Here is a 15,181-nt window from a genome sequence, read left to right on the forward strand (position 1 = left end):
GGCGTTCGCCCACACCGGCGATCCGCTCGCGAGCGACCCACTGTGTCCGTTCGTCCCCGAGGGGTACGACGGCCCCTTACCCTGGGACGACGCGGACAGCGCGACTCATGGTGTCTCGAGCGGCGACTGAGACGGACTGCTGTCCCGGTGCCGGACACCCGCGACCGCCCTGCGAGTGCGCCGGCGTTGACTGACAGCGGTCTGTATGCAGAAACGGCTCGAGCCGATGCCGCTGCTGGTCGGCAGTCGACGGCGAAAAAACGATTCGCGACTGTCTTCGTTACTCGAGGACGACCAGCGTATCGCCCATATCGACGCTATCGCCTTCCTCGACGGCGATCTGGGAGACTTCGCCGCCCTGCGAGGCGACGATGTCGTTTTCCATCTTCATGGCCTCGAGGACGACGAGCACGTCGCCGGCGGCGACCTCGTCGCCTTCCTCGACTTCGATGTCGAGGATCGTGCCCTGCATCTCGGCGTCGACGATCTCGCCGTCGCCCTGGATCTCGGTCTCACTGCCGCTGGAACCGCCGGCTGGCTCCGGCCGGCTGGCCTGTGCGCCGCCGGCGTCGACGTCGCCGGCCGGGATTGCGGGTGCGCCGTGTTCCTCGAGTTCGACCTCGAAGCGCTTGCCGTTGACTTCGACGGTGAACTCGCGTTCGACGGCCTCCTCGTCGTCCTCGCTGGCACCGTCGCCGGTGTCGCCGCCCCACTGCTCCTGGGCCTCCTCGATGCGCGTCTCGTCGAGTTCTTCGTCGAGGTACTTCGTGGTGTGCGTGCTCGCGACGAACTCCTCGTCGGTGAGCATCAGCCGGTGGAACGGGATGATCGTCGGGATGCCCTCGATGTCGTACTCGCGGAGGGCACGCAGCGAGCGTTCGATACACTCGTCGCGGTCCTCGCCCCAGACGACCAGTTTGGCGATCATCGAGTCGTAGTCGGTGACGAGCTCGTCGCCCTGTCGGAGCGCGTCGTCCATCCGGACGCCGATCCCGCCTGGCGGGTCGTAGGTCTCGAGGGTGCCACCGGTCGCGGGCGCGAAGTCGTTAGCTGCGTTCTCGGCGTTGATCCGGAACTCGATCGCGTGGCCGTCGATCTCGACGTCGTCCTGTGCGAAGTCGAGCTCCTCGCCGGCGGCGATCTGGATCTGGCGCTTGACGATGTCGATGCCGGTGATCTCCTCGGTGACCGTGTGCTCGACCTGGATCCGCGTGTTGACCTCGAGGAAATAGAAGTTCGTGTCGGGACCGAGCGGGCCGTCGCGGTCGGCGTCCTCTTCGACGAGGAACTCGACGGTGCCGGCGTTGGTGTAGTCAGCCGCCGAGACACCGCGACGGGCCGCTTCGCCGATCTTCTCGCGGAGCTCGTCGGAGAGGGCCGCCGAGGGGCCTTCTTCGATGACCTTCTGGTGGCGGCGCTGGAGCGAGCAGTCACGCTCGCCGAGGTGGCGCACGTTGCCGTGCTGGTCGGCGACGATCTGGACCTCGATGTGACGCGGGTTCTCGAGGTAGCGCTCTAAGTAGACCGAGGCGTTATCGAAGTAGGCCTCACCCTCGCGCTGGGCGCTCTCGAATTGGTCTTCGACTTCGCTCTCGTCCCAGACGACCTTCATCCCGCGGCCGCCGCCGCCGCCTTCGGCCTTGATGGCGATCGGGTAGCCGTGTTCTTCGCCGAACTCCTTGATCTGCTCGGGGTCGGTGACGGGCTCGGTCGTCCCGGGGACGATCGGCACGTCCGCATCCTGCATGATCGTGCGGGCTTTGGTCTTCTCGCCGAGCGATTCCATCGCGTCACCGGATGGACCGATCCAGGTGATGCCGTCGGTCTCTTCGACCTTGCGGGCGAACTCGGCGTTTTCGGCGAGGAAGCCGTAGCCGGGATGGATGGCATCGGCGTCGGCCTTGCGTGCGGCCTCGATCACGGCCTCGTGATCGAGATACGAGTCAGCCGCTCGCGCCGGGCCGACGTTGTACGCCTCGTCCGCGTAGCGGACGTGCCCCGAGTCCTTGTCGGCCTCGGAGTAGACGGCGACGGTCCCGATATTCAACTCTTCACACGCCCGCATGACGCGGACGGCGATCTCCCCGCGGTTGGCCACGAGAACCTTCCTGAACATTCCTGTCGAAACCGTCGTGAGGCCCCTACCTTACTTTTTCGCAACTGATTCGTCATCGCTGCAACTCTTGTTATCTCATGAACAATTATGAGGCACTGATTGTGGTGTGTGACACGGTAGTTATGGACAAACGTTATCCGAACTGAGACCCTGAATCATACGATGGACGAGCTGGTATCCACTCCACTCCAGACACAGTCGGTGCTCGAGGATCCGATACTGCTCGTCGGGTCGATCGGGCTCTTGCTCGTCGTGATCACGGTCTGGCAGATGGTCGAGATCGTCGACGCCTACGACAGAGCGGCCCTGACCGTCTTCGGCGAGTATCGCGAACTCTTGGAACCGGGGCTGAACATCGTCCCGCCGTTCGTCTCGCGGCTCTACACGTTCGACATGCGAACCCAGACGATCGACGTGCCGAGCCAGGAAGCGATCACCCGGGACAACTCCCCGGTGACCGCCGACGCCGTCGTCTACATCCGCGTAATGAACGCAAAGCGCGCGTTCCTCGAGGTCGACGACTACGAGCGGGCAGTCTCGAACCTCGCCCAGACGACGCTGCGTGCGGTGATCGGTGACATGGAACTCGACGATACGCTCAGCCGGCGCGAGCTGATCAACGAGCGGATCCGCACCGAACTCGACGAACCGACCGACGAGTGGGGCATCCGCGTCGAATCGGTCGAGGTCCGTGAGGTCACCCCCTCCCAGGGCGTCAAGGGTGCAATGGAAGAACAGACCTCTGCCGAGCGCCGCCGCCGGGCGATGATCCTCGAGGCCCAGGGTGAACGCCGCAGTGCCGTCGAGAAGGCAGAGGGTGACAAACAGTCGAACATCATCCGCGCCCAGGGTGAGAAACAGAGCCAGATCCTGGAAGCACAGGGTGACGCGATCTCGACCGTCCTCCGGGCACGCTCGGCCGAATCGATGGGCGAACGCGCCGTCATCGACAAGGGGATGGAGACGCTGTCCGAGATCGGGCAGGGCGAGTCGACGACGTTCGTCCTGCCACAGGAACTGTCCTCGCTGGTCGGCCGCTACGGTAAACACCTCTCGGGCAGCGACGTCAGAGAAGACGGCGCGGAACTCGAGAGTCTCGAGTTCGACGAGGAAACCCGCGAACTGATCGGCCTGGATGACATCGCCGACATCATCGGTGAGATCGACGAACAGGCCGAAATGGATGTCGAAGCGATGGAAGAACAGGCACGAGCGATCAAAGAGGGCGGGGACGTAGGGACGGAGATCGACGTCTCCGAGCCCTCATCGGCTGCCGACTCGGAGTCGACCCCGGAATCGAAGTAGGACGGCTGCTTCTCTCGAGGGTCGACCGGCTGTTGGAACTCGACCCTGCTCTGCTCACGTGTCGGCTGCAAAAAACGAGCGAGCGCAGGCTAGAAGCGTTCGGTCCGCCCCGCTGCCGACCACGCGTTCGTCGGCGCGTCACGCGGGACGCGAACGGTCCGGTGTTGCTGTGCGCGCACCCGGCCGGCAAACGCCCAGCGCTTGTCGTCCCACGTCTCCTCGCCGCTTGCCGCCGCTGCGGCGACCGCGAGTGCGTGATCGTGGAGATGGGCTCCGATGGCGGCCGCGATCGCCGCAGCCTCCTCGTCGTCGGCGTCGTCGGGCAACTCGAGGGAGACGTCGCCGGGCAGAGCCGCCTCGAGACCGGACGCATCGCCGTCGGCCGCGGCCGTCTCGTCCGCCGGTGTCGACGCGGATGCGCCATCGGCGGTTGACTGTTGCTGTGTGGTCATACTACAGCGGGATGTTGCCGTGTTTCTTGTCCGGGTTGGATTCGCGCTTGGACTCGAGCATTTTCAGGTCGTCGATCAGCCGTGGGCGGGTCTCGGTTGGGACGATGACGTCGTCGAGGAAGCCTTTGTCCGTTGCGGTGTACGGGTTGGCGAACTCCTCGCGGTACTCCTCGATGAGTTCGTCGCGGAGTTCGTCGGGGTTGTCGGCTTCGGCGAGTTCCTCGCGGTAGAGGATGTTGACTGCACCCTGTGGACCCATGACGGCGATTTCGGCGGTCGGCCAGGCGTAGTTGACGTCCGCACCGAGGTTTTTCGAGGCCATGACACAGTAGGCACCACCGTAGGCTTTCCGCGTGATGACGGTCAGCAGCGGGACGGTCGCCTCGGAGAAGGCGTACAGCAGCTTCGCGCCGTGGCGGATGATCCCGCGGTGTTCCTGGTCGGTGCCGGGCATGTAGCCGGGCACGTCGACGAAGGTGACGATAGGGATGTTAAACGAGTCACAGAAGCGGACGAACCGCGAGCCCTTCATCGAGGCGTCGACGGTGAGCGTGCCGGCGTTGACCCGTGGCTGGTTCGCGACGATCCCGACGGAGCGACCGTCGAGTCGGGCGAAGCCGACGACGATGTTCTGAGCGAAGTTGTCCGCGACCTCGAAGAACGAGCCCTCGTCGACCACCGAGTCGATGACGTCGTTCATGTCGTAGGGCTTTTGCGGACTTGGCGGGACGATGTCTTTGAGCTGCTCGTCGCGTCGGTCGGGGTCGTCCCACGGCTCGACGCGCGGCGGGTCCTCGACGTTGTTCTGTGGGAGATACGACAGCAGGCGCTTGATGTCGTCGAGCGCCTGTTCCTCGCTCTCGCAGGCGAACTGGGCGACGCCGGTCTTGTCGGCGTGGGTCATTGCGCCGCCGAGTTCCTCGTGGGTGACGTCCTCACCGGTGACGGTCTTGGTGACGCCGGGCCCGGTGATGTACATGTGGCTCGTGTCCTTCACCATGAAGATGAAGTCGGTGATCGACGGCGAGTAGACCGCTCCACCGGCACACGGCCCCATGATCCCCGAAATCTGGGGGATGACACCGCTTGCTTCCTGGTTGCGCCGGAAGATCTCGGTGAAGCCGGCGAGACTCTTGACACCCTCCTGAATGCGCGCGCCAGCGGAGTCGTTGAGCCCGATGACGGGCGCGCCGACTTCCATCGCCATGTCCATGACCTTACAGATCTTCTCGGCGAAGACCTCACCGAGCGAGCCGCCGAAGACGGTGAAGTCGTGGGCGAAGACGAACACGGTTCGCCCGTTGACCTCGCCGTAGCCCGTGACGACACCGTCGCCGGGAACTTTTTTCTCTTCCATCCCGAACTGGCTCGTCTGGTGGGTCCGGAGCTGGTCGAACTCCGTGAACGTGCCCTCGTCGAGGAAGTAGTCGATCCGCTCGCGAGCGGTCATCTTCCCCTTGTCGTGTTGCTTTTCGATCCGTTCTTCCCCGCCACCCTTGCGGGCCTCTTCGCGGAGTTCCTCGAGTTCGTCGATGCGATCCTCCATCGTCATGCTGGGAACACCCCTGTGCGATTCATACGCCGTTGTGCGAGGACCAACTGGAAAAGGATTCCGTAACTCCTTCACGATTAATGACCAGCGGCCGATACATAACCGAACGGTCACGGAAAGCTATATGGGCGTATCATTTATAACAGCGAGTATGGCACAACGCGAATCATGGGCCACACGTACAGGGTTTATTCTGGCTGCGGTGGGGAGCGCAGTCGGGTTAGGAAACATCTGGCGGTTCCCCTATCAGGTGGGTGAATACGGCGGCGCAGCGTTTCTCGTCGTCTACCTCCTACTGATCGCGTTCGTCGGCTTCCCGGTCATGCTGGTTGAGTTCTCGATTGGGCGATACACCGAGCGAAACCCCGTCGGGGCGCTCAAACAGATCGGGAAGGGGATCTCGTCGAAGATCGGCTGGGTGTTTGTCGTCGCCGGATTCGTCATTCTCTCGTACTATAGCGTCGTCGCTGGGTGGATTCTCCAATACATCGTCATCGGATTGCAAGGTAACTACGCCGCCAGTGGTGCCGCCACGCAGTTCGGGGCAACCACTGGTGGGCTGCCGTCGGTGCTCACACACGCGATCTTCATGGCTGCTGTCATCGGGATCGTCGCGCTCGGTATCCAGGACGGTATCGAACTCTCGGTTAAGCTGATGGTGCCTGCGATCATCGCGCTGCTGGTCGGACTGGCGGTCTACGCCGGGACGCTCTCCGGTGCCGGAGATGCGTACGCGTACTACCTCTCGCCCGATCTGGGTGCGATCGCATCGAACTGGACCGAAATTCTCCCCGCGGCGGCCGCACAGGCGTTCTTTACGCTATCGCTCGGGATGGGCGTGATGATCACCTATGCGTCCTATCTCGGGGAGGATCGAAACCTGGCCAAGGACGGTGCCATCATCGTCGGTCTCGACACGCTAATCGCGTTTATCGCCGGGCTGGTGGCGTTCCCGGTCCTCTTCACCGCCAACCTAACTGAGACCACTGACGGCCCGGGGTTCATTTTTGTTAGCCTCTCGGAGGCGTTCAGTAGCATCCCATTCGGCGGAATTCTCGGTGCCGTCTTCTTTGCCACCGTCGCGATCGCCGCGCTCTCGAGTGCGATCAGCATCATGGAAGTCGTCGTCTCGTACCTGATCGACGAACACGGAATCGCCCGTGTTCCCGCGGTGACGGCGCTCGGTATCGCGATTTTCCTCGTCGGTGTTCCCGTCGCCTACGACCAGTCGGGGAGTTTGGTCTGGCTCACGGTGTACGACGGACTTGCCAATCAGATCCTGCTCATCCTCGGCGGCCTCCTGTTGGCAATCTTTGTCGGCTGGGTCCAGACCGACCTCGGACTCGAGGAACTTAGCAAAGGATTCCGAAACCTCGGCTCGTGGGGGATGGTCTGGATCTGGACGCTCCGAATACCAGTTATCGTCCTGTTGCTCGTCGTTCTCTGGTACAATGCGAGCAATGTCTACGAGAGCCTCGTCGGCATCTTCGGCTAACCGGCTCAAACTGAATTGCCTCGTTTTGCCTCGACAGAACTGACAGAGGTCGACTCGAGCGCGCCGTCGCATCGCTTGTCGAACAGTGTTGCTGTCACCTCTTCGGCAGTCGTCAGTGATTGGGCTATACGGACTCCTGTCAGTCAGTGTCGGTACACCCGCGACCTTTACTGCGGCTGCACCGCTAACTCGTGACAGCAGACCGTATCAGGCCTCGCCGTACACCGGCACTGCCGCCCCGCTCGTCACCGCCGCGCCGTCGCTACAGAGGAAGGCCATCACGTCGGCGATCTCGAGCGGCTCGACCCACGAGTCGTGATCCGCATCGGGCATCATCTCGCGGTTCATCGGCGTATCGATTACGCTCGGCATCACGCAGTTCGCGCGCACGGTTCCGCGGTTTTCCTCGGCGATGGTCTCCGTCAACAGCCGAATCCCGGCTTTCGTGATCCGGTAGGGACCGTCGCCCTCGCCGCCCTCGAGTGAGGACCGCGCGCTGATACTGACGATCGACCCCTCTGTCTCCTGGAGATGTGGCAGGACATGTTTCGAGGCGAGAAACGCCGTCTTCAGGTTGATGTTCATGAGAAGGTCGAACTCCGCGAGGTCGGTGTCCTCGATGTGATCGCCGCCGCGCCACGTGCCGGCGATGTTCAGCAGGTGATCGATCCGGCCGTGATCGTCGACGATGGCATCGACGAGACCCGCCACGTCGTCTTCGTCGGTCAGGTCTGTCTCGTAGAACACGATGTCTGATTCGTCGGCTGGATCGCGCTCGAGCAGACTCTCCTCGTCGTCGGGCGCGACCACGTCGACGGCACAGACCGTTGCACCTGCCTCACGAAAGCGGTCGACGGCAGCGCTACCGAGCGCGCCGCTGGCACCGGTGATTACCGCCACAGTGTCGCTAAGGTCGACGTCGAACGAAGTCGTCGATGACATACGCCCACATACATCAGTCGACAGCATCAAAGGAAGGGCTCAAACGGGCTGCTGTCACCTGTCCCGGCACACCCCAGGGCGGGTCGCGGGTGTGCTGGCACTGACTGACGGTTGCGGGTCGTCAGTCGCCGACGGTCGTCACTGTAACGGTACGCGTGCGCGGACCATCACACTCGAGCAGCAACACCGACTGCCACGTCCCCAGGGCCAACTGCCCGTTCTCGACCGGAATCGTGACGTCCGGCCCGACCAGCGCAGCCCGGAGATGCGAGTCCGCGTTGCCGTCGAGGTCGTCGTGGGCGTGTCCCTCGTCGGGGACGAGATCGCTCAGGAACGATTCGATGTCGCCCCGGAGTCGCGGCTCGTCTTCCTGCACGATGAGGCCAGCCGTCGTGTGCGTGACGAACGCCGTACAGAGTCCCGACTCGAGGTCGTCGGGGACGGCAGCTGTGACCTGCTCGGTCACGTCGACGGTCGTCAGTCGCGCGTCGGTTTCGACGGAAAACGTCATGTGCGGGGCTTCGACCGCGAGGACCGATTACGTTCCGGTCATGTGCGAGGCCGCAGCGGAATTACGAAAGCTGGCGCAGGGCCCACGTCGCTCGATCGCGGACGGTCGGAGTCGGGTCAGCCCGCGCGAGATCTTGGAGTCGCGGCCTGGCCGCGTCGACACCGCCGTGACCGAGCGCGACGCAGGCATGCGCGCGGACGTGTGAATCGTCGTCCGCGAGCAACTCGAACACCTGCCAGTGCACCGGTTCGATGGCCGTTTCGACGCCGGCAGCGACACGGCCGATCGTGGCCGCCGCCAGGGCTCGAGTGTCGGAATCGGGATACGAAAGCGCCGCCTCGAACTCGGCGGCGACCGCCGAGACCGCGGCGGGATCCCGATGGGCCACGTCGCCGAGACAGCCGATCGCGTGATACCGCAACGGCGGGTCGTCGTGGGCCACGAGCGCGGCCGCATCACCGACGAACTCGAGCGACGGCAGCGTCGCCTCGGAGCGCGCCAGCCGACCGAGCGCGCGGAGCGTCGGTCCGCCGTTCTCGGTCGGGTTCGCCGCCAGCGCGTCGGCGAGAATCGGTGCTGCCGGCTCGACCGCTGTCGGCGCGTGATCCGAGACGTGTGCGATCGCCTCGAGCCCACAGCGATCGTAGCCACGGCGACGCTCGAGCACGTCGACNNNTCCCGTCGACGTGCTCGGCCACGACGTCCGGTCGCGCGGCCGCGACGGCGGCGAGAGTTCGAAGCAGCGCTTGCGTCATCGGCTGGTTGGCGTGCTTCTGGGCGACGGTGACGATCGTGCCAGTCGACGGCGCGACGTCGGTCGGTGCTTCGGTCGCCAACTCGCCGAGACAGGCGGCGACCTCGTCGTGAAAGTCGAGTTCCGGCTGCTCGAGCAGCGCCCGGAGTTTCGGCACCGTTGGAACGTATGCCGCTGCCTGTCCCTGGTCCTCGATCGCGGTTCGAATCCGGCGCACGGCAGCCCGCTGGTCGGCCGATACGTGATCGTCGAGCTGTGCAAGGACCGACGGGAGATCAGCCCTGGCGGCCCCCCGACCACCTGGCTCGGCGGTCTCGCCCCCTTCCCGGTTCATCGTGTCCTCTGCATGGGGGATAACCGGTAAAAACATTCTGGCTGACCGACGCCTCGAGACACCGCGACATGGACGGCCGGCGAGCGACGCTAGGCGAGCCACTCGTCGGGCTTGGTATCGTAATCGATGTCGTCGGCCGCGAGGTGTTCGACTTCCTCCCAGGGCACGTCTTCGGTCGTCACCGTCTGGCCGTCGTAGCGGATCAGCTTGCCCTGCTCTTCGGGTTCGGGCTCGCGATTGCGCCGCTTGGCAACCTCGATGTCGTGGTCGTCGACCTCCTTGACGATCGTCAGCAGGTTGACCGGCCGGCCCCACAGTTCGAAGATCCGCTTGAGCGTCTCCTTGGCCTGGGCGAGATCGAGCATGACGCCGTTGTACTGGTGGCCGAGCAGGAGTTCGTTGGCGTTGTTGTAGTTGCCGTCGTAGACCGCGATGGTCGGCTTCCCGAAGTTAGTGAACTGCAACAGCAGCTTCTTCTTGACGTCCGCGGCCGCGTCGCTCGTGACGTGGAACTGGCCGGTCGCCTGCGAGTGCTCGTAGGTGAAGTAGTTGTTCTCGGTGATGAACTCCTGGGTGAGGAACTCGTCCAAGAACGTCACGTCGTTGTGACTCTCCCGGACGTCGAACAGTCGATCCCAACCGGTGGTGAAGTCGACGTCCGCGAGCGCTTCCTCGACCGACCCATAGCGGGCGTCGTCGAACAGATAGCGGCCGATCCGCTCGAGTTCGTTCTGATTCACACGCGCGAGGAAGCCGCGGTTCTGGCGCTTGACCAGCGAGTAGTGTCGCCGGGCCAGCCCCTCGTAGGTCAGCACCTTCCAGGGGTATTTCGAGACGTCGATCTCGCCCGCGCGGGCGCGCTCGAGCGCCTCGTGGTCGACCCACTCGTCAGGCATCTCCGCCAGCGCGTCGAGCGTCTCGGGGGAGATCGTCGCGAGCGCTGCCGGCGGCTCGAGCGTTGCGAGGACGTCGTCGAAGTCGACGACGTCGGTGAGGTTGCGCCAGGAGATGCCCTCGACGCGCAGCAGTCGTTCGAGAACCTCCCGGCGGTTCGTGGTGTTCTCGACGTACTCCCAGAGTTCCATCCCGAGGCTGTAGGGGTTGAGTCCGCCCGATGCGAGTACCTTGGCCATGTGGTCGGCGTAATTGAGGAACTCGTCGTCGCCGGCGAAGGTTTCGTCGGTCATCATCGTCGACTCCCAGTAGGCGGCCCAGCCCTCGTTCATCACCTTGGTCATCTTCTGGGCGGCGAAGTAGTAGGCTTCGGCGCGCATCATATCGAGGATGTCCCGTTGCCACTCCTCCATCTCGACCGCCCGGCCGGCCTCGTCGTCGTACTGCTTGCCGTGTTCGCGGACGAACGCAAGCACGTCCTTCTGGGGCTGTTCGGGGAAGTTCGCGGTGATCTCCTCGTCCTCGAGTTTCTCGATCCACTCCTCGTTGAACACCTCGCCTTTGATCTCGTCGGAGAGCTCGAGTTCGTCTAGCTTCTCGGCCAGATCCTCGTCGAGTTCTGCGCCAGCCGGCCCGTCGACGTCGAGTCGGCGAGTAAAGATCTGGTGCTGGTCGATGTTGTCCTCGAGGCTGAGACAGTGGTCGATCCACTTCTCGACCTCGGCACGGTCGATCTCGGGATCGGACATATACTCGTCGATCGCCCGCGCGTGGCGCTCGAGCATGGCAGCGGCGTTGACCTGTCCTTCGTCGGACTGGCCGCGCGTGAACATGCCGAACCAGTCGTTGTTCGCGAAGAAATCGGAGTGGGCCTCGACGTGCGTGATCACCGCCTTCTGGTCGGCGAGCGTGTTCGATTCCTGCAGGAACGCGTGGGCAGGGTTGTCGTTGTTGACGATCTCGAATGCCTTCCCGCCGCCGTACTGGCCCTGCTTTTGCTGTTTGTCGTACTGCATGCCCCACCGCCAGTGGGGGTACCGCGACTGGAACCCACCGTAGGCGATGAGTTCGTTCATCTCGTCGTAGTCGATGATCCAGTATTTCACCGGGTACGGCTCGAGGCCGAGTTTCTGCGCGAGGTTCCGGGCCTCCTCGACCGGTTCCTCGAGATCGCTGGCGATCGCCTGTTTGCGGAAGCGGTCCGCGTTGGAGTTTCGTTTACTCATCGGTCTCACTCTCCGTCGAGAGGATCTCGTAGATCGCGTCGGTGACGTCATCTTTGCCGTTGACGTAGGCCACCGCGACATCGTCGGCGTCGGTGCCGAAGTGGCGCTCGAGTTCCTCGGCGTGGGTGGCGTTGATCGCATTGCCGCTTGGCTGGGTCTCCACGTAGGCGTGGAGGTTGGCCGGAATCTCTTCCATCAGCGGGATCACACGCTCGCCCGTGTCGTTCGAGGAGTTCTCGGAGTCACCCGCGGCGAAGACGTACCGGTTCCAGTCGCTCCAGGGATACTCCTCGAGCAGTTCGGCGGCGAGTTCGTAGGCGCTCGAGATTTTGGTGCCGCCGCCGCTGCGGATACCGAAGAACTCGTCACGTTCGACCTCCCAGGCGTCGGCGTCGTGGGCGATGTAGACGAACTCGGCGTTGTCGTACTTGCCCTGGAGGTACCAGTCCAGTGGTGTGAACGTCCGCTCGACGAGTTCGCGTTTCTTCTCGCGCATCGAGCCCGAGACGTCCCGGATGTTGACGACGACGACGTTCTTCTCTTTCTCCTCGATGATCTCGGGGTGGCGATAGCGTTCGTCCTCGCGCCGGAAGGGGACGTGGTCGATCCCCTCGCGGCGGATCTTCTGCTGGACGTCCTCGCGCTCGACGTTTGTCTCGACTTCCTCGATCGAGGCCCACTTTCCGCGTTCCTCGTCGGGAATGTCCTTGTAGGCCTCTTCGATCCAGGCCATCGACACCGGGAGGTTCTCGTTGCGGGCCCACTCGAAGACCTCACGCGGGGAGATGTCCTCGACCTTGCAGAGTTCACGGAGGAACTCCTCGTCGAAGTCCATCGCGAGCTTGCGCTTGAGCCCCTCCTTGAACATCCGCTCGAAGTCGAGCGTGCTGTTGGGACCGGTCCGGGTGAGATCCGTAAACGGCCCCTCTTTTTCCTCGACGACCGTCTTGCCCTTCGGATCGAGGTCGAGCCCGAGTTCCTCGTCGAGTTCCTCGGCGAACTCCTCGGGGTCCATCTCGTAGTACTCGTGCTCGCCGCCTTCCTCGCCGGGTTCGCCGTCCTCGCCGTCGTCGTCGCCCGGCTGGGGCTGTGGCTGCCCGACCGGCTGGCCGGTGTCGGGCGTGCCGTCTTCGCCCTGTCCAACGCCGCCTTTGTCGCGCTGATCGTACTCGAACTCCGGCAGCGAGACGATCTTCACCGGAATGTTGATCTCGCCCGGACCGCTCCGGCCGAGCTCGCCGTACTGGATGAAGTCGGACAGATCTTCGCGGCGCTCTTCGCCGACTTCACGGAATCGCTCGAGGTCGTCTCTCAGTCCCATCGGTAGCTCACCTGTCCCATGACGTGTCTGCTCGTCAGTTCGGCCGACGCCTCCGAGTAGCCGAAGAGGTCGACCATCGTGTCGATCGTGTCCGATTTGACCGTCGCCGTCTCGGTGCCGCTCGGCGGGTCGTCCCACTGTCGCGGGTCGAAGTCCTCGAAGGTGCGCTCGACGTCGTCCCAGTCGTGGCTCTCGAGGACGGTTTTGATCACCGGAATCGCCGTCAGATCGACGTCTTCGACGGAGAAGTCGGCGTCGCGGTGCTCCCAGGCGTGGCGGTTCAGCGACGTGATGACCTTCTCGCGTCGGAAGTTCCGAACGCTCTCGCGAGGGAGGTTCCCCTCGTATTCGGCCTCGGAGAACCGTCCGAGGTGTTCGACCTCGAACAGCTTCATCTTCAGCGGATCGGGCTCGACGCGCTCGCCGCGGTCGTTGTACAGCGGCTCGTCGGTCTCCCAGGCGTAGACGTGTTCGACGTACTCGGCGACGGTCTCTTCGTCGACGCGTTTATCGTGCATGATGGCCTCGATGACGTCGGACTCCTGCTGGTCGTAGACGTAGTTTTTCACGGGGACGACGCGGTTTTCGAACTCCGAGCGCTCGCCCGACGAGAACACCGGTGCGTCGGCCAGCCCCTCGACCATGGCGTTTAACACGTCGCGGGGCATGACCACGTCTTCGACCGGCAGCTCGGGGTGATGGCGGTCGCGGTCGGTCTGGAGCAATTCAGCGAGCGTGTCCCGAGTGTACGTCACGGGAACCCCGTGGTCGCCGTCTGCCCCGTCGTCGTCGAAGTCGAACTCGTCCTTTTCGCGGCGGCTGTCGCCCTCCTGCAGGTAGCCCTGATCGTAGATCAGCGCCTTGTCGACGAGATCCAGTCCGTTCGGGAGGTCTTCCTCGTCCAGTCGCGTGACGACCGCGTACAGCGCGGCCGCCTCGATCGCATGCGGTGCGAACTCCTGGACACGCGCCTCGCCGTCGCTACCTTTGACCGTTACCCGCACCGGCGCACGGATCCGATCGGCGAGTTCGTCGTAGCTCTCGGCCTCCCAGACCGACGTCTCACCAGTCAGTTCGCGGCGAATTAGCTCCGTCTCGAGCGAGAGGTTCGTCAGATACCCGAAGCGGTGTTTGTCCAGCCGCCGTTTGAGCGCTTTCAGCGGGTCCATCCCGTTGCGGTCGGCGTGCTGGTTGAGCTGGGCCTCCAGATCGGGATTCGAGATTATCAGGAGCTGGCTGTCGACGTCCATCCCGATCCCTTTGTCCAGTTTCACCGACTGCTCGTCGGGGACGTTCAGCAGCTTCTGGAGCAGGTCGGCGTGTTGGGCCGCGTCCTCGACGATCGTCAGCACGCCGTTGCCCTGCGAGAGGACGCCGTCGTAACTGAACGCCTGCGGGTTCTTGCGCCCGCGCGAGTCGAGTTCCTGGAGCATCCCGTGCATCCACGAGCCGACGAGCCGTTCTTTCGGCGGGCCGTCGTCCTCGCTGTGGAGGACGCCGACGCCCTGGCCGACGTCGACGACGTAGTTTTTCACCCGGAGATGGTCCTCGTCGGCGATCGCCGAGAACAGCTCGTCCTCGCCTTCCCGGCGGTACCGTTCCTCGAGGTAGTCGTAGGCCTCCCGGGAGAACGGATCGAGCTGTGCGTCGACCTGGACCGGGACGTGATCGTCGAGTTCGTCGTTGAGTTGGGCGAGCACGTCCGCGCGGACATCTTCGGGGAAGACAGACAGTGGGTGGGCCTGCACGGGGCTTTCGTACCAGTTCTGTTCGTCGGCTGCAGTGGCGTCGCCGCCGTAGCTCAGGCCACGTTCGCCGGCGTCGGCGGTCGTGACGTTCCACTCGACGGTGTACCGGCGGCCGTCGGGCGTCTTCGAGTACTCGCGCAGTCCGTTGACCAGACAGCGCTTGAGTTCGGACTTGCCGGTCGCGGTCGGTCCCTCGAACCAGATGATCTTCTCGTCTTTCGCCCGGCCGGCGGCGATCGACCGTAGATCGTCGACGAACCCGTTCAACACCTCGGTGTTGCCGAGGATGGCGTGCTCGCCGTCGTTGTGCGGATCGTCGAAGAAGCGATACCGCTCTTTCTCCTCGCCTTCCTCGACCACGGTCCGGGTATCGGCGGCCTCGATCGCCTCGAGCAAATACTTCGAGGCGTGGGAGGCGATCGACGGGTTCTCGAAGATCCGGTCGACGTACGCCGCGAGGCTCATCGGCTCCTCGTAGGTCTCCTCTAGGGCGCGGTCGGCGTCACGGACGTAGTCGGTTCCTCGTGGCAT

10 protein-coding genes and 2 pseudogenes are annotated in these 15,181 nt (G+C 64.0%); 3 read left to right on the top strand and 9 right to left on the bottom strand.

Features of this window, described 5'->3' with window-relative positions; translation table 11 throughout:
• Window positions 1–130, top strand: a pseudogene (locus ACFR99_RS14155) (radical SAM/SPASM domain-containing protein); the annotation flags it as partial.
• Window positions 131–280: 150 nt separating this feature from the next.
• Here ACFR99_RS14155 and ACFR99_RS14160 read toward each other — a convergent pair.
• On the bottom strand, window positions 281–2,116 hold the full coding sequence (locus tag ACFR99_RS14160; RefSeq protein ID WP_390288438.1) for an acetyl-CoA carboxylase biotin carboxylase subunit: 1,836 nt from the start codon (window positions 2,114–2,116) through the stop codon (window positions 281–283).
• A 162-nt stretch (window positions 2,117–2,278) separates the two neighbouring features.
• On the opposite strand from ACFR99_RS14160, the gene ACFR99_RS14165 reads away from it, so the two are divergent.
• Window positions 2,279–3,421: an SPFH domain-containing protein gene (locus tag ACFR99_RS14165; RefSeq protein WP_390288440.1), complete on the top strand. Its 1,143-nt coding sequence runs from the start codon at window positions 2,279–2,281 to the stop codon at window positions 3,419–3,421.
• A gap of 89 nt (window positions 3,422–3,510) precedes the next feature.
• On the opposite strand, the gene ACFR99_RS14170 is transcribed toward ACFR99_RS14165, so the two are convergent.
• Together ACFR99_RS14170 and ACFR99_RS14175 are read right to left on the bottom strand one after the other, a co-directional pair.
• Window positions 3,511–3,873 (bottom strand): hypothetical protein, encoded by a 363-nt coding sequence (locus tag ACFR99_RS14170; RefSeq protein ID WP_390288442.1) that lies wholly within the window; start codon window positions 3,871–3,873, stop codon window positions 3,511–3,513.
• A gap of 1 nt (window position 3,874) precedes the next feature.
• Complete coding sequence (locus ACFR99_RS14175; protein ID WP_390289115.1) at window positions 3,875–5,419, bottom strand: acyl-CoA carboxylase subunit beta; 1,545 nt, start codon at window positions 5,417–5,419, stop codon at window positions 3,875–3,877.
• Window positions 5,420–5,576: 157 nt separating this feature from the next.
• Here ACFR99_RS14175 and ACFR99_RS14180 point away from each other — a divergent pair, with 157 nt between their 5' ends.
• Window positions 5,577–6,920, top strand: a complete 1,344-nt coding sequence (locus ACFR99_RS14180; RefSeq protein ID WP_390288444.1) for a sodium-dependent transporter — start codon at window positions 5,577–5,579, stop codon at window positions 6,918–6,920.
• 207 nt (window positions 6,921–7,127) lie between these two features.
• Here ACFR99_RS14180 and ACFR99_RS14185 read toward each other — a convergent pair whose 3' ends face one another.
• From ACFR99_RS14185 to ACFR99_RS14210, 6 genes and pseudogenes are all read right to left on the bottom strand, one after another.
• Window positions 7,128–7,862 carry an SDR family oxidoreductase gene (locus ACFR99_RS14185; RefSeq protein WP_390288446.1) on the bottom strand — a complete coding sequence of 245 codons (735 nt, stop codon included), beginning with the start codon at window positions 7,860–7,862 and terminating at the stop codon, window positions 7,128–7,130.
• 121 nt (window positions 7,863–7,983) lie between these two features.
• Window positions 7,984–8,373, bottom strand: coding sequence for a secondary thiamine-phosphate synthase enzyme YjbQ (locus tag ACFR99_RS14190; protein ID WP_390288448.1), 390 nt, complete (start codon window positions 8,371–8,373; stop codon window positions 7,984–7,986).
• A 61-nt stretch (window positions 8,374–8,434) separates the two neighbouring features.
• A pseudogene (locus ACFR99_RS14195) lies at window positions 8,435–9,461 on the bottom strand (HEAT repeat domain-containing protein).
• Window positions 9,462–9,550: 89 nt separating this feature from the next.
• Window positions 9,551–11,581, bottom strand: a complete 2,031-nt coding sequence (locus ACFR99_RS14200; protein WP_390288450.1) for a SpoVR family protein — start codon at window positions 11,579–11,581, stop codon at window positions 9,551–9,553.
• On the bottom strand, window positions 11,574–12,902 hold the full coding sequence (locus tag ACFR99_RS14205) for a YeaH/YhbH family protein (RefSeq protein WP_390288452.1): 1,329 nt from the start codon (window positions 12,900–12,902) through the stop codon (window positions 11,574–11,576). Before ACFR99_RS14205 ends, ACFR99_RS14200 begins: the two co-directional genes overlap by 8 nt.
• On the bottom strand, window positions 12,893–15,181 hold the full coding sequence (locus ACFR99_RS14210; protein ID WP_390288454.1) for a PrkA family serine protein kinase: 2,289 nt from the start codon (window positions 15,179–15,181) through the stop codon (window positions 12,893–12,895). The genes ACFR99_RS14205 and ACFR99_RS14210 overlap by 10 nt, the downstream gene beginning before the upstream one ends.

This window comes from Haloarchaeobius amylolyticus, assembly GCF_042678045.1.
Classification (GTDB): domain Archaea; phylum Halobacteriota; class Halobacteria; order Halobacteriales; family Natrialbaceae; genus Natrinema; species Natrinema amylolyticus_A.

Excerpts from the sequence above, each read along its gene's own strand:
- ACFR99_RS14175 (WP_390289115.1), bottom strand. The coding sequence starts at position 5,419 with ATGGAGGATCGCATCGACGAACTCGAGGAACTCCGCGAAGAGGCCCGC.
- ACFR99_RS14180 (WP_390288444.1), top strand. The coding sequence starts at position 5,577 with ATGGCACAACGCGAATCATGGGCCACACGTACAGGGTTTATTCTGGCT.
- ACFR99_RS14170 (WP_390288442.1), bottom strand. The coding sequence starts at position 3,873 with ATGACCACACAGCAACAGTCAACCGCCGATGGCGCATCCGCGTCGACA.
- ACFR99_RS14200 (WP_390288450.1), bottom strand. The coding sequence starts at position 11,581 with ATGAGTAAACGAAACTCCAACGCGGACCGCTTCCGCAAACAGGCGATC.
- ACFR99_RS14165 (WP_390288440.1), top strand. The coding sequence starts at position 2,279 with ATGGACGAGCTGGTATCCACTCCACTCCAGACACAGTCGGTGCTCGAG.
- ACFR99_RS14205 (WP_390288452.1), bottom strand. The coding sequence starts at position 12,902 with ATGGGACTGAGAGACGACCTCGAGCGATTCCGTGAAGTCGGCGAAGAG.
- ACFR99_RS14185 (WP_390288446.1), bottom strand. The coding sequence starts at position 7,862 with ATGTCATCGACGACTTCGTTCGACGTCGACCTTAGCGACACTGTGGCG.
- ACFR99_RS14210 (WP_390288454.1), bottom strand. The coding sequence starts at position 15,181 with ATGCCACGAGGAACCGACTACGTCCGTGACGCCGACCGCGCCCTAGAG.
- ACFR99_RS14160 (WP_390288438.1), bottom strand. The coding sequence starts at position 2,116 with ATGTTCAGGAAGGTTCTCGTGGCCAACCGCGGGGAGATCGCCGTCCGC.
- ACFR99_RS14190 (WP_390288448.1), bottom strand. The coding sequence starts at position 8,373 with ATGACGTTTTCCGTCGAAACCGACGCGCGACTGACGACCGTCGACGTG.